Source organism: Pantoea sp. X-Soil-TKNS-1279 (assembly GCF_059730565.1).
Genome location: NZ_AP035948.1, coordinates 214,025 through 234,653, shown reverse-complemented (window position 1 = coordinate 234,653; position 20,629 = coordinate 214,025). Strand labels below are relative to the sequence as shown.

The 20,629-nt window shown below is 55.5% G+C and carries 18 protein-coding genes and 4 tRNA genes; 6 read left to right on the top strand and 16 right to left on the bottom strand.

Annotation, left to right across the window (positions count from 1 at the left end):
• Positions 1–11: 11 nt before the first annotated feature.
• Both recQ and pldA read right to left on the bottom strand, forming a co-directional pair.
• Entirely contained in the window at positions 12–1,835 is a 1,824-nt protein-coding gene (gene recQ / locus AC6I8N_RS01055) for an ATP-dependent DNA helicase RecQ (protein WP_021183803.1), read from the bottom strand.
• A 21-nt stretch (positions 1,836–1,856) separates the two neighbouring features.
• Positions 1,857–2,735 (bottom strand): phospholipase A, encoded by an 879-nt coding sequence (gene pldA / locus AC6I8N_RS01050; protein WP_497829866.1) that lies wholly within the window; start codon positions 2,733–2,735, stop codon positions 1,857–1,859.
• Positions 2,736–2,922: 187 nt separating this feature from the next.
• Here pldA and AC6I8N_RS01045 point away from each other — a divergent pair, with 187 nt between their 5' ends.
• Both AC6I8N_RS01045 and rarD read left to right on the top strand, forming a co-directional pair.
• On the top strand, positions 2,923–3,393 hold the full coding sequence (locus AC6I8N_RS01045; protein WP_021183801.1) for a thioesterase family protein: 471 nt from the start codon (positions 2,923–2,925) through the stop codon (positions 3,391–3,393).
• Positions 3,394–3,399: 6 nt separating this feature from the next.
• On the top strand, positions 3,400–4,299 hold the full coding sequence (gene rarD, locus AC6I8N_RS01040) for an EamA family transporter RarD (RefSeq protein WP_497829865.1): 900 nt from the start codon (positions 3,400–3,402) through the stop codon (positions 4,297–4,299).
• Here rarD and AC6I8N_RS01035 read toward each other — a convergent pair.
• The 10 genes from AC6I8N_RS01035 to AC6I8N_RS00990 form a co-directional block, all read right to left on the bottom strand.
• The gene (locus tag AC6I8N_RS01035) at positions 4,270–5,322 is read right to left on the bottom strand and encodes an AbrB family transcriptional regulator (protein ID WP_497829864.1); all 1,053 of its coding nucleotides are present in this window, start codon (positions 5,320–5,322) and stop codon (positions 4,270–4,272) included. The two genes, rarD and AC6I8N_RS01035, sit on opposite strands and share 30 nt — an antisense overlap.
• Before the next feature lie 144 nt (positions 5,323–5,466).
• Positions 5,467–6,420, bottom strand: coding sequence for a magnesium/cobalt transporter CorA (gene corA, locus AC6I8N_RS01030; RefSeq protein WP_021183798.1), 954 nt, complete (start codon positions 6,418–6,420; stop codon positions 5,467–5,469).
• A gap of 307 nt (positions 6,421–6,727) precedes the next feature.
• Positions 6,728–6,784 carry a YsgD/CorL family protein gene (gene ysgD, locus AC6I8N_RS01025; RefSeq protein ID WP_367617716.1) on the bottom strand — a complete coding sequence of 19 codons (57 nt, stop codon included), beginning with the start codon at positions 6,782–6,784 and terminating at the stop codon, positions 6,728–6,730.
• Between the two features lie 75 nt (positions 6,785–6,859).
• Positions 6,860–9,022 (bottom strand): DNA helicase II, encoded by a 2,163-nt coding sequence (uvrD, locus tag AC6I8N_RS01020; protein ID WP_021183797.1) that lies wholly within the window; start codon positions 9,020–9,022, stop codon positions 6,860–6,862.
• Between the two features lie 53 nt (positions 9,023–9,075).
• Positions 9,076–9,792, bottom strand: a complete 717-nt coding sequence (gene yigB, locus AC6I8N_RS01015) for a 5-amino-6-(5-phospho-D-ribitylamino)uracil phosphatase YigB (protein ID WP_497829863.1) — start codon at positions 9,790–9,792, stop codon at positions 9,076–9,078.
• Positions 9,792–10,700, bottom strand: a complete 909-nt coding sequence (gene xerC / locus AC6I8N_RS01010) for a tyrosine recombinase XerC (protein ID WP_021183795.1) — start codon at positions 10,698–10,700, stop codon at positions 9,792–9,794. Before xerC ends, yigB begins: the two co-directional genes overlap by 1 nt.
• Positions 10,697–11,401, bottom strand: a complete 705-nt coding sequence (locus AC6I8N_RS01005) for a DUF484 domain-containing protein (RefSeq protein ID WP_021183794.1) — start codon at positions 11,399–11,401, stop codon at positions 10,697–10,699. Before AC6I8N_RS01005 ends, xerC begins: the two co-directional genes overlap by 4 nt.
• Positions 11,398–12,222: a diaminopimelate epimerase gene (gene dapF / locus AC6I8N_RS01000; protein ID WP_036625919.1), complete on the bottom strand. Its 825-nt coding sequence runs from the start codon at positions 12,220–12,222 to the stop codon at positions 11,398–11,400. The genes AC6I8N_RS01005 and dapF overlap by 4 nt, the downstream gene beginning before the upstream one ends.
• Before the next feature lie 30 nt (positions 12,223–12,252).
• On the bottom strand, positions 12,253–12,456 hold the full coding sequence (gene lptM / locus AC6I8N_RS00995) for an LPS translocon maturation chaperone LptM (protein WP_497829862.1): 204 nt from the start codon (positions 12,454–12,456) through the stop codon (positions 12,253–12,255).
• A gap of 121 nt (positions 12,457–12,577) precedes the next feature.
• Positions 12,578–15,136 carry a class I adenylate cyclase gene (locus AC6I8N_RS00990; protein WP_021183791.1) on the bottom strand — a complete coding sequence of 853 codons (2,559 nt, stop codon included), beginning with the start codon at positions 15,134–15,136 and terminating at the stop codon, positions 12,578–12,580.
• A 314-nt stretch (positions 15,137–15,450) separates the two neighbouring features.
• Between AC6I8N_RS00990 and hemC the strand changes: the two genes are divergently transcribed.
• The 4 genes from hemC to hemY are packed head-to-tail and all read left to right on the top strand — an operon-like array spanning position 15,451 to position 19,485.
• Positions 15,451–16,392, top strand: coding sequence for a hydroxymethylbilane synthase (gene hemC / locus AC6I8N_RS00985; protein WP_497829861.1), 942 nt, complete (start codon positions 15,451–15,453; stop codon positions 16,390–16,392).
• Positions 16,389–17,129 (top strand): uroporphyrinogen-III synthase, encoded by a 741-nt coding sequence (gene hemD, locus AC6I8N_RS00980; protein WP_021183789.1) that lies wholly within the window; start codon positions 16,389–16,391, stop codon positions 17,127–17,129. The genes hemC and hemD overlap by 4 nt, the downstream gene beginning before the upstream one ends.
• 23 nt (positions 17,130–17,152) lie before the next feature.
• Positions 17,153–18,286: a uroporphyrinogen-III C-methyltransferase gene (gene hemX, locus AC6I8N_RS00975; protein ID WP_021183788.1), complete on the top strand. Its 1,134-nt coding sequence runs from the start codon at positions 17,153–17,155 to the stop codon at positions 18,284–18,286.
• A 2-nt stretch (positions 18,287–18,288) separates the two neighbouring features.
• A complete protein-coding gene (gene hemY, locus AC6I8N_RS00970; RefSeq protein WP_415174103.1) occupies positions 18,289–19,485 on the top strand; it encodes a protoheme IX biogenesis protein HemY in 1,197 nt (398 codons plus the stop codon).
• A gap of 621 nt (positions 19,486–20,106) precedes the next feature.
• On the opposite strand, the gene AC6I8N_RS00965 is transcribed toward hemY, so the two are convergent.
• From AC6I8N_RS00965 to AC6I8N_RS00950, 4 genes are all read right to left on the bottom strand, one after another.
• A tRNA-Pro gene (locus AC6I8N_RS00965) sits at positions 20,107–20,183 on the bottom strand.
• Between the two features lie 25 nt (positions 20,184–20,208).
• Positions 20,209–20,295 (bottom strand) — tRNA-Leu (locus AC6I8N_RS00960).
• A 16-nt stretch (positions 20,296–20,311) separates the two neighbouring features.
• Positions 20,312–20,387, bottom strand: a tRNA-His gene (locus tag AC6I8N_RS00955).
• 64 nt (positions 20,388–20,451) lie between these two features.
• Positions 20,452–20,528, bottom strand: a tRNA-Arg gene (locus tag AC6I8N_RS00950).
• Positions 20,529–20,629 lie beyond the last annotated feature (101 nt).

Below are 20,629 nucleotides of genomic sequence, written 5' to 3'. Positions count from 1 at the left end.
GCTTTTTTCCTTTACTCTTCATCAAGATGTTCTTTGATCATCACCAGGAACGGTTTACCAAAACGTTCCAGTTTGCGATGGCCGACACCGTTCACGCTCAGCATTTCTGACGCGCTCACCGGCATCTGTTCCGCCATCTCAATCAACGTGGCATCGTTAAACACCACATAGGGCGGAATATTCTCCTCGTCAGCAATCGCTTTACGTAACTTACGCAGCTTGGCGAACAGTTTGCGATCGTAATTGCCGCCATAGACCTTCGGCGAGCTGCTGCGCGTTTTCACCGTCACAATTCGCGGCACCGCCAGCATCAGCGGGATTTCTGCACGCAGCACCGGACGAGCCGCTTCGGTAAGTTGTAACGCGGAATGCATGGCGATATTTTGCGTCACCATTCCGAGATGGATGAGCTGACGCAGCACGCTGACCCAATGTTCGGTGCTGTTATCCCGGCCAATGCCGTAAACCGGCAATTTGTCGTGCCCGTTGTCGCGAATACGCTGGTTGCTGGCACCGCGCAAAACTTCAACAATATAGCCCATGCCGAAGCGCTGCCCGGTGCGATAAATGCTGGACAGCGCTTTCTGCGCCTCCACCAGACCATCGTAACGACGCGGTGGATCGAGGCAGATATCGCAGTTGTCACACGGCTGCTGACGTCCCTCGCCAAAATAGTTGAGCAGCACCAAACGACGGCAGGTTTGCGCTTCAGCAAACGCGCCCATCGCATTGAGTTTATGGCGTTCAATATCCTGCAACGGCCCAGGCGTTTTCTCTTCCAGACATTTACGCAACCAGGCCATATCGGCCGGGTCGTACAGCATCATGGCTTCGGCAGGCAGACCGTCACGTCCGGCGCGGCCCGTTTCCTGATAATAGGATTCGATGTTACGCGGAATATCAAAGTGCACGACAAAACGGACGTTGGGCTTGTTGATGCCCATGCCGAACGCCACGGTAGCCACCACTATTTGCAGGTCATCACGCTGGAAAGCCTCCTGCACCCGCGCACGCTGGGCGCTGTCGATACCGGCATGATAAGCACCCACGCTCAGACCACGGCTTTGCAGGCGGGCAGCGGTGTCTTCTACCTTGGCGCGGCTGTTGCAGTAAATAATGCCGCTTTTGCCGCGCTGGTCCTGAACATAGCGCAGCAACTGCTCGGTCGGTTTGAACTTCTCCACCAGCGTATAGCGGATGTTCGGTCGATCGAAGCTGCTGATTTGAATCAGGGGATCGTGCATCTGCAACAGATGCGCGATGTCATTACGCGTGGTTTCGTCAGCGGTGGCGGTCAGCGCCATCACCGGCAGCTCCGGGAAGCGCTGGCGCAGTTGGCCCAACGCACCATACTCCGGGCGGAAATCGTGGCCCCATTGCGAGATACAGTGCGCTTCATCCACCGCCAGCATCACCGGATTCCAGTGGTGCAGGCTGTCGAGGAAGTTATCCATCATCAGGCGTTCAGGCGCGATATAGAGCAGTTTCAGGCGACCGCTACGACAATCGGCAAACACCTGTTGCTGCTCTTCACGCGTCTGGGTGGAGTTAAGGCAGGCCGCAGCCACACCGTTAGCCAGCAATTGATCGACCTGATCTTTCATCAGGGAAATCAACGGCGAAACCACCAGCGTTAATCCCTCACGCACCAGCGCCGGAATTTGATAACACAGCGATTTGCCACCGCCGGTGGGCATAACCACCAGGCAATCGCGCCCTGCCAGCGCCGTTTCGATGATGGTTTGCTGGCCGGGACGAAATTGCTGGTAGCCGAAGGTATCCTGTAATACCTGCTGCGCCAGCGTTTCCTGATTGAGCACTGCCGATGTTGCCACGGTAATCCTGTTGTTTGCTTATCAGAACAGATCGTTGAGCGTTATGCCGACACCCACACGCGTCTGGCGGTGGTTGTAGTCGATGAGCGATTCACCATAGCCGCTAAACAGCTGCGTGTAAAAACGCACATGCTCGCTGATCGGGTAGCTCCAGGCAAAGGTTGCACCGCCGTAGCCACTGTTCCAGTTGTAATTGCCTTCCACGCTAAAAATGCTTTCGCCGTACCTGTAACCCAGCTTCGCGCGGTAATAGCCCATGTATTTGGTGATATCCGGGTTGTCATCATTGCTGGCGCTTTCCGGGATACGATACCAGGGTTTGATCTCGGCGAGGAAATTGCCGTTCTCCGCCATCAGGCGCGCATATACGCGGTTCCAGCTACGAGAAGTCGGATCGCTGCGGCCGTTTGACTGATGGTTCAGACCCATCTCCACATCGCGCAATGTCCAGCCACCCAGCGAGTAATCCGTCGCCCAGCCGAGGAAAATCTGCGGCTCATAGTTGGTTTCACGAAACGGTGAAGAGGCGCCACGATTGGAGAGCTGCCACCAGGAACGCTGGGTATAAGACGCCGCCAGTACCGAATTGTCGCCCAGAATACCGCGCCACAGCGGAAAGGCCAGACTGAGCTGGAATTTTACTTCATCCTTTTTGGCTTTGTCTGCCCAGTCGTAAGAGGAAATGGCCTCTTTGTTCATGTCGCTGGTGTAGGTGTAAAGCAGATAGTTGTTTTCGTAGGGATAAAGCACGAATGGGTTATCGTGTTTCTCCAGCAGGTTAGCAATAATACTGCCCTTTACCGCTGGTGCATCATGAACCTCTTTAATCGTGGCTTCATCCGCCTGCGCCATAGCAGGAATTAACAGAGCCGCTGCCAGCAAGGCGCGCTGCTTACGCATAGAATTCTCCAGTGGGCACTGCATAGTCGTTTGGTAACGGTTTAAAAAAGCAGGTCATTCTACACACAAACTTAACCCTTGATTAGCGACGATTTCTGAAACTGGAAAGCGGCTCTAACGCGGCATAATATACACAACTCCTTAACATCCATCGCCCCGTACAAGGGGTTGTTTGAAGGCCACCACCATGTCATCACCGATGCTGACACCGCAGGAAGCACGCCGTCTGATTGGCGAAATTTTTGTTTATCATATGCCGTTTAATCAGGCACTTGGGCTGGAACTGGATCGGCTCGAACCCGATTACGCCGAACTGGGTTTTGCCAATAAAACCATGCTGGTGGGGAATGCCGCGCAAAGTATTTTGCATGGCGGCGTGATCGCCTCGGTACTTGATGTCGCCGCTGGCCTGGTTTGCGTCAGTCATTCACTGACGCGTCAGGAGAACATCAGCGAAGAGGAACTGCGCCAGCGCTTGTCGCGGATGGGTACGATTGATATGCGCGTGGATTATCTGCGTCCGGGTCGTGGCGAGCGTTTTGTCGCCACCAGCAGCCTGCTGCGTGCCGGTAATAAAGTCGCGGTCGCCCGCGTTGAAATGCATAACCAGCAGGGTGATTACATCGCTACCGCCACTGCGACTTATCTGATCGGTTAGGAAATCATGGATACACAACAAACGCGCCAGGGTATCGGCTATGCACTCGGCGCCTATTTCCTGTGGGGGGTGGCACCGGCCTACTTCAAGCTGGTCAAGGTTGTCCCCCCACTTGAAATCATGACGCACCGGGTGATTTGGTCAGCATTGTTTATGCTGCTGTTGATCACCCTCAGCCGTAACTGGAACCAGGTATGCAGCGTGATGCGCCAGCCAAAAAAAGTGCTGTTGCTGGCGTTCACCGCCTTCACCATCGGAGGTAACTGGTTGCTGTATATCTGGGCGGTGAATAATCAGCACATCCTTGAAGCCAGCCTCGGCTATTTCATCAGCCCATTGTTTAACGTGGTGCTGGGGATGTTGTTTATGCGCGAGCGCTTCCGTCCCCTGCAATGGTTGGCGGTACTGCTTGCCGCGATCGGGGTGCTGGTACAGCTGTGGAAGTTTGGTTCGGTGCCGATGATTGCCCTCGGGCTGGCGCTGACCTTTGCGTTTTACGGCCTGATGCGCAAGAAAATTCAGGTCGATGCGCAGAGCGGTATGCTGATTGAGACGCTGTGGATGTTCCCGCTGGCGGCGATTTATCTGTTTGGTTTTGCCGATAGCGCCACCAGCCATCTGAGTGCCAACCCGATAAGCCTTAACCTGAAACTGGTCGCCGCCGGGATTGTCACCACGGTACCGCTGATGCTGTTTGCCGCCGCCTGCACGCGTTTGCGTCTCTCAACGATCGGTTTTTTCCAGTATCTCGGTCCAACGCTGATGTTCCTGCTGGCGGTGGTGTTTTATGGCGAAACCGTCACGCCAGATAAAATGGTGACCTTTGGCTTTATCTGGCTGGCGCTCGCCTTTTTTATTGTCGATGCCGCGATTGCCTCAGCTCGCACGCGCGTGCGCGTAGCGTGAGATAAAACGCGCCAGCGCCGGACCGGTAAGCAAAATGGTGAACAGACGCAAGGTCTGCAACGCCATCACAAAAGCGATATCGACCCGGCTGCCTGCGGCGATGATCGCCACCGTATCCAGCCCGCCAGGGCTGGTTGCCAGATAAGCCGTCATCAGATCGACGTGCAACACCCGCGTCAGCATCCACGCCAGCCCACCACACAGCAACATCAGACCAATAATCGACACCACCATTTGCGGCAAAGTGCGTAGCGCCAGCAGGAAAATCGGGCGGGTGAAACGCAGTCCGACGCTCCAGCCGATTAACGCATAGGCCAGCGCCAGCAGCCATTCCGGCACCTGTAACGTCGCCACGCCCGTGCCCTGCATCGTGGCGCCAATCAGCGCCGGTAATAACAACGCGCCAGACGGAATCCGTAACTTTTGCCCCAGCCAAGCACCGACCACCATCACCACCAACGTCAGAAGAAAGCTGCTGTTGAGTGCAGGAAACCAGACCAGCTCGGCGTTACTGCCGCTGCTACCCAGCCCGATACGTGCCACCACCGCAGCGGCCGTGGCAACAAACAACACGCGCAGATACTGCATAAACGCCACCAGCCGCACGTCAGCACCAAAATCACCGGCCATTGCCACCATCGCCGAGGCACCACCGGGAGAGGAGCCCCAGGCACCGGTTGGTCCGGGCAGATTACTGAAACGCACCAGCAGGAAGCCAGACAACCCGCTGGCGGCCAGCGTCAGTGCCAACACCGCCAGCACCACCGGCCAATCCTGCAACAGGGGTGGCAATATCGCTGGTGACAGGGTTTGCCCGATCATGCAACCCAATACCGCCTGAGCCAGCACAAACAAGCGTTTATCGATGCGCACCGACGCGCCAGAGAGTCCCATGACGGTGCCGACAATCATCGGGCCGAGCAACAACGCCGCAGGCAGGTGAAACAACTGGAAGATAATTCCCAGAATCAGTGAAGCAATCAGCAGAATGGTCCACTGCTGTCGCAAAGAGAGACGCGCCATAAGGTGGGATACAACGAATTAGTTAATCAGCAGGAAAGAACAGGTTACGCAGAATTGTGATTTATAGCCAGAAAATCGGGCCGTGTAGACGGCCCGACAATTGTTACATATTGCATGCGTAGCGGCGCGGTTTAGCGCGCAATGTTACAACCAGTTTTTACGTTTGAAGTAGAGATAAGGTGCCAGACCCGCAAGAATCATCAACCCAATCGCCGCCGGGTAGCCAAAGCTCCACTTCAGTTCTGGCATAAATTCGAAGTTCATCCCATAGCTAGACGCCACCAGCGTGGGCGGCAGGAACACCACCGACACTACCGAGAAGATTTTGATGATGCGGTTCTGCTCGATGTTGATAAAGCCCATCGCCGCCTGCATCAGGAAGTTAACCTTCTGGAACAGCGATTCGTTGTGCGGCAGCAGAGACTCGATATCGCGCAGGATCTCACGCGCCTGCTCCAGTTGGTTCGCCGGTAGACGCGCTTTGCGCACCAGGAAGTTCAGCGCACGCTGGGTATCCATCAGACACAGACGGACCTTCCAGCCGATATCTTCCAGTTCCGCCAGACGCGACAGCGCTTCGTCGTACTCTTCGCCCTGCTGCCCTTCCATAATCACGCGGCTCAGCTTTTCCAGCGCGCTGTAGATGTTTTCGATCTCATCCGCCAACTGTTCGATTTTGGTTTCAAACAGATCCAGCAGCAGTTCAAACGCATTGCCGTCAATCAGGGTTTGGTTACGGGCGCGCATACGATAGAGACGAAACGCGGGCAGTTCTCGCTCGCGCAGTGTATAGAGGCGATCTTCACGGATGGTGAACGCCACGGTCGAGTTACCGGCATGATCTTCCGCATCTTCATAAAAGAAGAAGGAGTGAATATGCAGGCCATCTTCGTCTTCAAAGAAACGCGCCGAGGCTTCGATGTCTTCCAGCTCCGGGCGTGTTGCCAGGCTCTGGCCCAGCTCACTTTGCACCCGTTCGCGCTCGCCTTCATCGGGCTCGATCAGATCAACCCACACGGACGCGTTGAGTTTGTCGTTATGGTCTTCCAGTTCGAGACGCGTCAGGCGGCTGCGATCCAGTTTAAATGCGCTCAGCATAGCAATACTCCCCATTGCAGACTTAATGGGACAAGGCGGTGAACCGTTGCGCTTACGCAAAACGGGCACGGCAAAGCCTGAACACCGAAACTTTCGCCTCAAGGTATACCCTAAATAATTCGAGTTGCAGGAAGGCGGCAAGGATGTGAATCCCCGGGAGCTTACTGTAGTAAGTGACTGGGGTGAATATCCGCAGCCAACGCACCTGCAACTTGAACTATGACGGGTATAATCAGTGCTGACTCATGCGACGGGACAAAAAGGGAGGTCGCTGATAACCGCTAAGGCTACCAGCTAAGAGGTAGCCTTAGATGTTATTCCTGTGAACCAGGGGGTTGAGCCAGCATCGACTGGGCGTGTCCAAGGCATTGTCCTCTCATGATAATAGTGGGCGCATGTTACGCTGAGACGAAAAAGTCGTCAAGGCAGCGCAACCGCGCTACACCGTTTCCAGCCGGGCATAGGCAGCAACCAGCCATTTGATGCCCTGTCCCTGAAAAGCGACCTGCAAACGGCTGTGCTCGCCGCTGCCTTCGAGGTTGATAATGGTACCTTCGCCAAATTTGGCATGGCGTACACGTTGGCCCAGCGCGAAGCCGCTGTCGTTTTGCGCGATCGGTGTTCCCATGCGCTGATGATTGACCGGACGGCTCACGCTGGCACGTAAACGTACCTCTTCCACGCAATCTTCCGGCAGTTCACCAATGAAACGTGATGGCCGGTGATACACTTCCTTACCATAAAGGCGCCTTGTTTCCGCATAAGTCAGCGTCAGCTTTTCCATCGCACGCGTCACGCCAACATAAGCCAGACGACGCTCCTCTTCGAGACGGCCACCCTCATCGAGTGACATCTGACTCGGGAACATGCCTTCTTCCATCCCGACGATAAACACCTGGCTGAACTCCAGACCTTTCGCCGAATGCAGCGTCATCAACTGAACAGCATCCTGCCATTTGTCGGCCTGGCCTTCTCCTGCTTCCAGCGCTGCATGGGAGAGGAAAGCCTGCAACGGCATCAGATCTTCGTCTTCATCCTGGTAGCTGAACTGACGCGTTGCCGTCACCAGTTCCTCAAGGTTTTCGATACGCGCCTGGCCTTTTTCGCCCTTCTCCTGCTCGTACATCAGCCACAGCCCGGAATCTTTGATCACCCGATCAGTTTGTACGTGCAGCGGAAGTTCCGCAGTTTCACTGGCCAACGCATCCACCAGTTCGCAGAAACGTTGTAGCGCCGAGGCCGCACGCCCCGCCAGCACCCGATTTTGTAGCAGTTCACGCGTTGCCTGCCACAGAGTCAGCTGTTGTTCGCGCGCCGTCTGACGTACCACGTCAAGGGTACGATCGCCCACGCCACGGACCGGGGTATTCACCACGCGTTCAAACGCCGCATCATCGTTGCGGTTCGCCATCAGACGCAGGTAAGCCAGTGCGTCTTTGATTTCCTGACGCTCGAAGAAGCGCATGCCGCCATAGATCCGGTATGGCATGCTGCCCTGGAGCAGCGCCTCTTCCAGCACGCGTGACTGGGCGTTGCTGCGATACAGAATCGCGCAGTCGGCCAGCGCGTTACCGTTCTCATGCCAGGCTTTGATACGGTTGACCACGAAGCGCGCTTCATCCAGCTCGTTAAAGGCGCAGTAGAGAGAGATCGGTTCGCCATCGCTGCCATCGGTCCATAACTCTTTACCGAGGCGGCCATTGTTGTTGGCAATCAGGGCGTTCGCCGCTTTCAGGATGTTATTGGTGGAACGGTAGTTCTGCTCCAGGCGGATGGTTTCTGCGCCAGGGAAATCCTGCAAAAACCGCTGGATGTTTTCCACCTGCGCACCACGCCAGCCGTAGATCGACTGGTCATCATCGCCAACGATAATCACCCGACCGGTATCACCCGCCAGCATACGAATCCATGCGTATTGAATGTTGTTGGTGTCCTGGAATTCGTCCACCAGCACGTTACTGAAACGCTCGCGGTAATGATTGAGGATATGGGGTTTATTCAGCCACAGTTCGTGCGCACGCAGCAGCAGCTCGGCAAAATCCACCAGACCGGCGCGATCGCAGGCTTCCTGATACGCCTGATAAATCCGCAGCCAGGTTTGCTCCACCGGGTTGCCGTAGCTTTCAATATGTTTGGGGCGCAGACCTTCATCTTTCTTGCCGTTGATGTACCACATGCCCTGACGCGCAGGCCATTGTTTTTCATCGAGGTTCATCGCTTTGATCAGACGCTTCAGCAAGCGCAGCTGATCTTCGCTGTCGAGGATCTGAAAATCCTGCGGCAGCCCGGCATCAAGATGGTGGGCGCGCAATAAACGGTGCGCCAGGCCGTGGAACGTGCCGATCCACATGCCGCCCTGGCTGGTGCCGATCAGTTGATCGATACGATGGCGCATCTCTGCGGCGGCTTTGTTAGTAAAGGTTACCGCCATAATTGAGTAAGGCGAGCAATTCTCTACTGACAACAGCCAGGCAATGCGATGCACCAGCACACGGGTTTTGCCACTGCCTGCTCCGGCCAGCACCAGCAGGTTGCTGCGCGGTGCGGCGACCGCCTCGCGCTGTTTGTCATTTAAGCCGTTAAGCAGATCAGAAACGTCCATAAGCACCGTTTAAAAAAAGAAGATCACCCAATAGCTGGGTAAATATACAGCCATTATAGCAGCGAGGTCAGTGATGCCAACTGCGAAATTTCAACATGCGGCAGCAGGCGCGCATCATCAACGTGCATCAGGTTGCCATCGCGCAGGTTAATCCAGCACGCCTGCATCCCGGCACGTAGCGAACCGGCAACGTCGGTGGTGAGATCGTCACCCACATGCAGAATGTGTTCCGGGGCAATGCCTAAACGTTCCGACGCCAGCTGATACATATCCTGCCACGGCTTCGCGCGGCCATGTGGTCCGGCGCGCAGCGCGAACTCAAAATAGTGTGAGATCCCAAGTTTTTGCGGATCGGCATTGCCATTGGTGATCGCCACCAGCGGGACTTTATTACCGAGCGTGGTCAGGGTCGCATGCGTTTCTTCCGGCATGTCCACTTCGCTGCGCCAGCGGTGAAACACGCTCATCACTTCACTGGCGCCTGCGGTCGCTTCCGCTGTGGATAAACCGATATTGATCAACGCCAGTTCGACCGAACGACGCCGCCACTCGGACACGTCGTGATAAATCTCCGGCTCGCGCGCCAGCAATTCATCACGCAGCGCCTGATATTCTGCCGGGGTGAAATCGCATAAGGCCGGGTGATAAGCCTGTAACGCCGCATGGGATTCTGCGGTGGTTTTGCGGATCACCGGATGGTTGTCATATAAGGTGTCGTCGAGATCAAAGGTGATCGCTTTGATCGCACGCAGTGGACGGTAAAACTTCATTACGACTTTCCTCGTTTGGCGCGTGGGTGTGCGGAATCGTACACCGAGGCCAGATGCTGGAAATCAAGATGGGTATAGATTTGCGTGGTCGAGAGATTAGCGTGGCCGAGCAGCTCCTGCACCGCACGTAGATCGCCGCTCGATTCCAGCAAATGCGTAGCAAAAGAGTGGCGCAGCTTATGCGGGTGGATGTGGCTGGCAACGCCTTGTTTGATGCCCCATTCGGCAAAGCGTTTTTGCACGTTACGCGCCGAAATACGACTTCCACGGCTGGAGACAAACACCGCGTCATCCTGCGGTGCAAAGCTGGCTCGCAGCGGCAGCCAGTGCTGTAACCAGGTGACTGCGGTGCCACCAATCGGCACGCGGCGTTCTTTGCTGCCTTTGCCCAGTACCCAGACTTCGCCCGCCTCCAGATCCAGATGGCGGATATCCATATGCACCAGCTCCGACAGACGCAACCCTCCGCCATACATAGTTTCCAGCATGGCGCGATCGCGTACCGCCAGCGGATCGTTGAGGTCAATTTCCAGCAGTTGATTGACCTCGTCGACATCCATATTTTTCGGCAGATGACGCGCATTACGCGGGGTGGCGATGCCTTTGGCCGGATTACCGCTCAGCATCCCCTGGCTGACCTGCCAGTCCAGGAAACTGCGCAACGCTGACAAGCGTAACGCCAGGCTACTGGCACCTAAACCCGCACGGCGACTGCGCGCAGCGATGTTACGTACCTGCGCCGGTTCCAGCTGTGTCCAGGCGGTGATTTTCATCTCATCAGCCATCGGGATGATGGCCTGAAGCTGGCGAGCATAGTTTTGCTGCGTCAACGGGCTAAGCTGGCGCTCGACTTTCAGATAACGCAGGAAGCCCTCAACGGCGGGAAGCAGCGGGCTGTCGCTGCTCATGCACGTTCGACCCAGCGTGACAGCAATTCTGGCAGCATCAGCGCCAGATGTTGCAGCAGCAACGTTCCCATGCCCGCCTGATAATGCTGGTTGTCGCGGCTGCTGAAGATCAACACGCCCAGTTCACCGCGATCGCCCATCAGCGACATGGCTACGGAACCGATGGCTTTCGCCTGTGGCAACAGCAGCAGCAACTCAGGGCCATTAAGGTGACCAAGATAATGGTGTTCATTGCCGAAGCGCTGAATACGCAACGGCTCAAACGCCTGGCGTGACAGGCCCAATTGGGTGAAATCGGACGGTGCGCCGATGTGCCATTTGTCGCTGAACAAGCGTACGTTGGCTCCGGCAAGGCCCAACTCACGCGCCCAGCGATGCAGACGCGTCAGCATATCTTGCAGGCTATCTGCGGCGGCGAGATGCCCCTGTAACGACAGCAGGCGATCAAACAGTTGATGGTTGGCCGTTGCCTGCTCCATCAACAGCGTGATCTCCTCTTCCAGCTGCTGGATATGGTTGCGCTGCCGCGCCATATGCCATTCCACCAGCGACACGCTGCCGCGTACCGGATGCGGCACCATCATCTGTTCGACCTGGCGCGCATTGCGAATAAAAAAATCGGGGTTCTGACGCAGAAATGCGCTGACCGCCTGATCGTCCAGCAGCACCGCGCTGTCGGTCTGCTCTTCGACATTTTTCATAGATGAATAAACCCATCGTAGACGTGTGTGGCTGGCCCGGTCATAAACAGCGGTTGACCGGCCCCTTTCCAGGCAATATGCAGCGTTCCGCCGGGCAGATCAACGCGGACTTTCTCCGCCAGAATGCCCTGCTGAATACCGCAGGCAACAGCGGCACACGCGCCACTGCCACAAGCCTGGGTTTCACCCGCGCCGCGTTCATAAACGCGCAGACGAATGTGTTCTGGATTGACCACTTCCATAAAGCCGACGTTCACGCGCTCCGGAAAACGTTCATGGCTTTCCAGTACCGGGCCGAGGGTTTCCACCGGCGCGGTTTTCACGTTCTCAACCTGGATAACGCAATGCGGATTACCCATCGACACGGCGCCAAACATCACGGTCTGGTCGGCCACGCGCAGCAGATAGAGATTCTCGGCTTTGTTGGCACGGAACGGGACCTGCTGGGGTTCGAAGTTTGGCTCACCCATATTGACGCGCACCAGCTCGTCATTGGTGACGCTCAGCACCATCCGGCCGGTTTGGGTACTGACGCGGATATCGCTTTTGTTGGTCAACCCTTTCAGACGCACGAAACGGGCGAAGCAGCGCGCACCATTGCCACACTGCGCCACTTCACTGCCATCAGCGTTGAAAATTCGATAGTGGAAATCAAGATCCGGATCGTAAGGCGGTTCGACAATCAGCAGTTGATCGAAACCGATCCCCAGATGGCGATCCGCCAGACGGCGAATCAGCTCCGGCGAAAAAAAGACGTTTTGCGTCACGGCGTCCACGACCATAAAGTCGTTGCCAAGACCGTGCATTTTCGAGAACTGCATTTTCTGCTCCGCCGGATTACTCATGGGAGATTAATTCCCCTGCATGCCTTGTTTGTCGGTAACTAAACCACCCACATCCGCACTTTTCGCTGCTTGCTGCTGCTGTTCAGTGGGCTGGGTATTGGTTTTTTTCAGTTGTTCCGGAGGCGGAAAATATAAGGGGCCTTTCAGACCACAGCCTGCTAAGCCGACCAGTGCCAGCGCCATTCCCAGCTGACGTATCATTTGTCTCATTCTGTCTGCTCTTTCTGTCCTTTCCTGGATGCTTATCATCGCAGTTGACGTTGTAAAAGCAACAGGAAATACCGGCAAACACGTTACAGGTCCGACACCTGCCACGCGAGCGCGGGCAGGATCAGTGCATTTGATAACGCGGCTGGAAATCGCCGTTGTCGTTGTCAGGCTGTGTGGCGCACAGCTGCGTCAGCGTCTGACTGCGGAAGGGGATCACCTGGAAGCGATCGCCAGCATTCACAATCTGATAGAACTGCGGCAAGTTGAAGTTGATAAAGCTGGAACCGTAGGTAAAACGGTCATGCGATGACGAGTAGAAACGGCTGACGTCACGCACCAGTTCTTCTTTGCTGCCTTCGCAATGATGGTACACCTCAACGCGGTTGGTTTCGTCGAGGATATAAATGTTGAAGCCGCGATCATCATTGGTATCTTCAAAGAAAAACTGAATGATGCCTTCGCTGGCATAGCCGTTGACCACCGGTGGCAGCGGCGTCTGGTTCGACTCCACTTTAATCGACAGTCCATGCAGCTTGTTATTGGAAATCGCGCCGTAGAACTCGACCGCATTTTCCAGTTTCTGCACCGACACGCTCATGCGTTCAAAGAACAGCCCCCAAGTCTGGCCCGCCATACGCAATGCTTTGAAGCGGCCCGGTTCCTGACGGGTACTGGAAAGACGCAACTCGATGCATTCTGACACCAACTGCTGGACGCGGGTACGAATCAGGCCGCGCAGATGCTGGCTGTAGCAGAACACCTCTACCGTATCCGGCGGGGCAGCATCCTGATGCATTTTGCCAAGGATGGTTTTCAGCGCTTCGATCATCGCCTGCTCACCGCTGAAGTGCAGCGTACGCACCTCATTCCACGAGTTGCGGTACAACAGATCGATGCTGCCAATCAGGCATTGCTGCTGCTGACCGAAACTGAACACGTCCAGTTTACGGAAATCGAAATGCACCACCTGATTGCGGAACGCGGAGGTGGGATCGTGTTCGAGGTTAACGATAATCGCCAGGTGTCGAATTTCACACGGGCTGTAGAGCGCTTTTGGCGTCGGTGCCGGTACGCGCAGCGGGAAATGATGCGAGACATCATTCACCAGCTCCTGCAAACGCGGCAGATCGCAGAGTTCATTGCCCTTGATATGCAGCCGGGTTTTGCTGGTCATCAAACCGTTAAACCACGCCCACGCCACCAGTTTGTTCAGGTAGCGGTTATATTCCAGCGGCTGATGGCTGATGATGGAACTCATGTCCGGCGACTGGTTATACAGATACCAACCTGCGCGATTGGCGCGACCAGCCGGGACGTGAATAAAGGTCAGATTATCTTCCGACAGGTCGGGCGAAATCTGCGGGTTCACCAGCGTCACCTTGCCGGGTAGCGCTTCAAAGGCAGCATACAGTTTACGCGTCAGCACGCCGATGTCCTGCGGGCTGGCGCTGACGCTTAAATTGTTACGGCGTGCGAAACGGATCAGGTTGCGATAGCTCTGCATCATCGCATCCAGCAATTCATTGTGCGCTTCACGCACGCGCTCGATTTTCCACTGCGCGCGGTTATCCAGCACCGCCAGCTTCTCGTCGTCCCAGCCCCACTCTTTCACCAGCTGCGACAGGATTTCGCGGCGCCAGCCGGAGCGGTGATGGCTCTCTTCACTGGAGAGTTTTTCACATACTTTGAGGTAGAAGCAGCGACGCACCAGATCAAGACGCGCCAAATCGTCAATGCTGGTGAGATAACGCGTCACGCGTTCCAGCATCATGCAGTAGGGATCAAGACCGAAGCAGACAATTTCGCCGTCGTGCAGGCGCTGCTTGATGTCCATCGCCAGCAGTTGGGTATTGGGATATTCCCAGCTATAGGCTTCCAGCAACAGCGTTTTCAGCACCGCTTTGTACGGTGAATCGATGCTTTTATACAGCTGCCACAGGCTGGCACCAAAATACTCTTCGGCTGACAGGGTGCCGAGGCCACCAAGATCAAGCCATTCGTTCGGTGTCAGTACGCCCTGGGCGTACAGCGACATGACGTAATCGTCGTAATGATGCTCCTCTTCACCGGGCACCATGTTCCACAGGATACGTTTACCGGCCATACGCACAGCGGTACGGTAAAATTCGTCCAGCAGCAAAATATGTTGGGTCGAGCCGCAATCTTCTGCTCCGAGACTGCCGCTTTCGTTATGACGGAAACGGTTCTCATCGATCAGGAAGAAGCTGACTTCCACCCCCATTGAGACGCACCATTTCTGCAACAAGGTACATTTACGTTGCAGGTTGAGGCGCTCTTCATTATCCAACCAGGATTGATGACAAACCCAGATATCAAGATCGGAGACGCTGTTCTGGCCGACAGAGGAGGTGCTGCCCATTGAGTAGATGCCGGTGATCGGCATTTCGCCTTTGGCACCAGTGCTGAGATGCAGCGGCTGTTTACCCGCCAGATCCTGCAACAGTTGTTGTTGGTTTTCATCAGGCGTGTAAAAGCTGATGCCATGTGGAACGTTACCCTCAAGGTAACCCGGCATCAGCGGATGATGATAATGCAGTAATGTTGGCAGCAGACTGTAGACGTGCTGGAAAGCAGGCCCCATCGCAGCCAGCGCGCGATCTACACGCAGCTGGTTGATAGCATCCAGTCTCTGTTTCAGTGTCTCAATGTAGAGGTACAAGACGTTTCGCCTGATTGTCCCAGTGTTAAGCACCCTGTTTCCGAAACCTGCCACTTAATAATAAAGATATCGGGCAAATTATTGCTGGAAACGTGATCAATCTAACACCTGGCAGATTGACCGTAAAGAAAGTTGCGCTACTTAACAGTTTAGCACGTTCCGAACTAACCCCTGCGTTTTCGGACTATGACCTCAGATTATTCCCCGGTGATCGCGGCGAAATCTGACATCAGGGTCTTTTCAATCCGTTGAAACTGACAGCATTCCCCTATCGATGGTAGGATATTCGATGAACGATCAAAACGGTTAACAGCATGTTAGACAAAATTTTCAGAATTGCTACAAGACAAAGTCCCCTCGCACTCTGGCAGGCACAATATGTCCAGCAACGCCTGATGACGGCGCACCCTGGTCTGCGCGTAGAGCTGGTGCCAATGGTCACCAAAGGTGATGTCATCCTTGATACGCCGCTGGCTAAAGTGGGGGGAAAAGGGCTTTTCGTCAAGGAGCTGGAGTTGGCGATGCTGGAAAATCGCGCCGACCTCGCCGTGCATTCGATGAAAGATGTGCCGGTAGATTTCCCTGAAGGACTCGGTCTGGTCACCATCTGCGAGCGCGAAGACCCGCGCGACGCCTTTGTCTCCAATCATTACGATTCTATCGATGCACTGCCGCAGGGCGCGGTCGTCGGCACCTCAAGCTTACGCCGTCAGTGCCAGCTCAGCGCACGCCGTCCCGACCTGGTGATTCGCTCGCTGCGCGGCAATGTCGGCACCCGCCTGGGCAAACTGGATGCCGGGGAGTATGACGCCATCATTCTGGCTGCTGCGGGCCTTAAGCGTCTTGGCCTGGAAGAGCGCATCCGCTTCGCGTTACCCGCTGAAATCTCATTACCGGCCGTCGGTCAGGGTGCAGTCGGCATTGAATGCCGCCTTGACGATACCGAACTGATCGCCCTGCTCCAGGCGCTGAATGACGGCGATACCGCGGTTTGCGTGCGCGCTGAACGCGCCATGAACACCCGTCTGGAAGGCGGCTGTCAGGTACCGATTGGTAGCTTTGCGGTGCTGGAAGGCGATCAGCTGTGGCTGCGTGGTTTGGTGGGTTCACCAGATGGCAGCCAGATGATCACCGGCGAACGTCGTGGCTCGCGTGATCAGGCGGAGCAGATGGGTATTTCGCTGGCGGAAGAGCTACTGGAAAATGGCGCACGCGAGATTCTGCGTGAGGTTTATCAGGGGCAGCCGCCTGCATGACCATTCTCGTGACCCGTCCCGAGCCAGCAGCCAGTGAACTGGTCGCACGTTTGCGAACCCAGGGGAAACTGGCGTGGATCTTACCGCTGATTGAGTTCACACCGGGTCGCGATATTGTTCACTTGCCACAACAACTTGCCGCACTGCAACCCGGTGACCTGGTGTTCTTGTTGTCACAACAGGTGGTGACCTTTGCCCACCCGGCGTTGCAAAGTCAGGGCTTCGCCTGGCCCACGCATCTTGATTACTACGCCATTGGCCGCAGCACCGCGCTGGCGTTGCATACCGTCAGTAATCTGAAAGTAGACTATCCTCATGCGCGGGAAACCAGCGAAGAACTGGTGCGTCTCAACCGTTTACAACAGGTGAACGGCAAACGTGCCTTAATTCTGCGCGGCAGTCCCGGTCGTGAGTTGCTGGCAGATACCCTGACGGAACGCGGTGCCGATGTGCGTTACTGCGAATGCTACCAACGTTGCGAAAAAACCTATGACGGTGCCGTTGAGGGGCGTCGCTGGCGCGATCGCGGAATTACCACGCTGGTGGTGACCAGCGGTGAAATGTTACAACAACTGTTTGCGCTGTTTCCGCCAATCGATCGACGGGAATGGTTATTACACTGTCGGCTGGTGGTCGTCAGTGAACGTTTGGCTACCCTGGCAGCCACACTGGGCTGGCAGGATATTGATGTAGCCGATGGTGCCGATAACGATGCGCTGCTGCGTGCGTTACGCTGAACTTAACATTGGGATGAGCCGCAATGACGGAACAAAAAGCCTCCTCCGCCGTGGTTGACGAAACCACACCAGCGGGCGACAACGCTACTCCTCCAGCTAAAAAATCACCGCGCGACAACAAACGCGATGGCAAGGTGCTGGGTGCGGTGGCGATTGTGATTGCGCTGGCGATTGGCGCGGGCCTTTACCTGAATGGGAAACACCAGGCCGACTTACAGGCTCAGACTAACCAGAATCTGAGTGAGCAACTTAGCGCACTGCAACAGCAACTGGGCAGCGATAAACAACAGCTGACGCAGCAACTGGAAAGCGCCAACAGCGCCTTGCAGGAAGCACGTAACCAACAAGACGCCAGCGCCAAAGAGCTGGAAGCCTTACGGCAAAAAGTCGCCACTATTTCGGGTAACGATACCCGCACCTGGCTGCTGGCGCAGGCCGATTATCTGGTCAAACTGGCGGGGCGTAAGCTGTGGAGCGATCAGGATGTCACCACCGCAGCGGCGTTGCTGAAAAGCGCAGACACCAGCCTCGCGGAAATGAATGATCCGAGCGTAATGAATGTACGTCGCGCCCTGACTCAGGATATCAGCTCGCTTTCAGCCGTCAGCCAGGTCGATTACGACGGCATCATCCTCAAGCTGAACCAACTGTCGAACGGCGTGGATAACCTGCGACTGGCAGATAACGACAACGACGATTCGCCGATGGATGCCGACAGCGGCGAGCTTTCCAGCTCACTGCATGAATGGCGGCAGAATCTGGTGAAAAGCTGGCACAACTTTATGGACGGCTTTATCACCATCCGCCGCCGCGATAACACCGCGCAGCCGCTGCTGGCGCCTAACCAGGATGTCTATCTGCGAGAAAATATCCGTTCGCGTCTGCTGATCGCCGCCCAGGCCGTGCCACGCCATCAGGACGAAATCTACAAACAATCGATTGATGCCGTCTCCACCTGGGTACGTGCCTGGTATGATACCAATGATGCCGCGACCAAAGCCTTCCTTGATCAGCTGGACGAGCTGAGCCAGCAAAGTATCTCGATGGATGTCCCTGATTCGTTGGAAAGCCAGCAACTGCTGGATAAGTTGATGCAAACCCGCGTGCGTAATCTGTTGGCGCAGCCATCGGTTGCGGCTGACCAGCAGGGAGGCTAAGCATGCTAAAAGTATTGGTACTTTTTCTGCTGTTGATCGCCGGTGTGGTGCTCGGCCCAATGTTGGCCGGTCATCAGGGTTATGTGCTGATCCAGACCGACAACTGGAACATTGAAACCAGCGTTACCGGCCTGGCCATCATCCTGATCCTCAGCCTGCTGGTGATTCTGTTCGTTGAGTGGGTACTGCGCCGTCTGTTCCGTACCGGCGCACGTACCCGTGGCTGGTTTACCGGTCGTAAGCGTCGTCGCGCGCAGCGTCATACTCAAACCGCGCTGATGAAGCTGGCAGAAGGCGATTACAAGCAAGTTGAGAAACTGCTGTCGAAAGATGCCGATCACGCCGACCAGCCAGTCGCTAACTATCTGCTGGCGGCAGAAGCAGCGCAGCAGCGTGGCGACGAGCTTCGCGCTAACCAGCATCTGGAACGTGCCGCCGAGCTGTCGCAAAATGACACCATTCCGGTGGAGATTACCCGAGTTCGTCTGCAACTGGCGCGCAATGAAGACCACGCCGCCCGTCATGGCATCGACCGTTTGCTGGAAGTGGCACCACGTCACCCTGAAGTGTTACGTCTGGCTGAGCAGGCCTATATCCGTACGGGTGCCTGGGGCGCGCTGCTGGATATCCTGCCCTCGATGCAAAAAGTGCAGATCAACGATGATACCCAGCGCGCAGCGCTCCAGCAGCAAGCATGGCTGGGCCTGATGAATCAGGCGATGGCCGACCAGGGCAGCGATGGCCTGAAACGCTGGTGGCAAAATCAGAGCCGTAAAACCCGTCAGGAAACTGCGTTGCAGGTGGCAATGGCGGAGCATCTGATTGAGTGCGATGACCCGGATACCGCGCAAGCTATCGTGCTGGATGGGCTGAAGCGCCAGTACGACGATCGTCTGGTGCTGCTGATGCCGCGTATCAAAAGCGGCGATCCAGAGTCGCTGGAGAAAGCGCTGCGCAATCAAATTAAACAGCATGGCGCAACACCGCTGCTGCACAGCACGTTGGGCCAGATGCTGATGCGTCACGGCGAGTGGCAGCAGGCAGCAGAAGCCTTCCAGCAGGCGCTGGCGCAGCGTCCCGATGCGTTTGATTACGCATGGCTGGCGGATGTCTACGATCGCATGCACCGGCCGGAAGAAGCGGCGAAGATGCGTCGTGAAGGGCTCCTGCTGACGTTGAAGAACAACCCCAGCGCCTGATTTCTCGATTGTTATTTTTGTGCACGCCGGGCTTGCCCGGCTTTTTTTTCGCCAAATTCTATCATCAGGCGAGATAAATCACGCCAATACAGAATGTATGTGATGCGTAGCGGCGCGATTTATCGCGTAGATTTTGCAGATAAAAAAACACCTGCCAGAGGCAGGTGTAAGATCAGGTCGGTAAGACAACTGATGGTATCCGACTCAACGTAATGTCCGGGTTTGCAGTAAGGCTTGCGCGATGCTGCCTGGCTGGACAACGGATACCGTAAGGGGCTCTGCATCATTCCCAGGTTTATGCAGCATCAGCAGACATAAGAGGTGGAATGAGCATCTACGAAGATATTATTGCACAAGCCGTGCCAGGTTTGCAGATGAAAAATTAAATCTATATTTATCAAACGCTTATTTTAACAGGTATGGTAAAGCCAAACGATGATGTCGGGAAACAGCGACAAACCAGCTTCAGATTGTCTCCGCTGAGCGACAGGCAATGCAAGGATATGTAAAATACATATAAATCATTAAGTTGCATGTCTCAGAACAGAGACAATGGCATGAAATCACTTTTCTACGGACGAAAAAAAACCTGCTCTTAGCAGGTTGTTTTTCATATTAAGATGGTCGGCGAGAGAGGATTCGAACCTCCGACCCACTGGTCCCAAACCAGTTGCGCTACCAAGCTGCGCTACTCGCCGATTTTTTTTATCTTAATATTTTGCCTGGTGCGAAGAGAGGGACTTGAACCCTCACGTCCGTTAAGACACTAACACCTGAAGCTAGCGCGTCTACCAATTCCGCCACCTTCGCATGTCCCAGCAAAATCTGGGGTGGCTAATGGGACTCGAACCCACGACAACTGGAATCACAATCCAGGGCTCTACCAACTGAGCTATAGCCACCATAAATCTTTTTACTGCCTAACGCGGTATTTAAAACCACCGAAGCTCTTGCGCACAAACTTAATGGCGCGCCCGACAGGATTCGAACCTGAGACCTCTGCCTCCGGAGGGCAGCGCTCTATCCAGCTGAGCTACGGGCGCGTAGCGCCGTTGCGGATGTGCATACTACGGACCTGATACCAGACTGTCCAGTGCTTTTTTCATAAAAAAACGCGTTTGGTTACGCTTTGTGCATTCCGTCG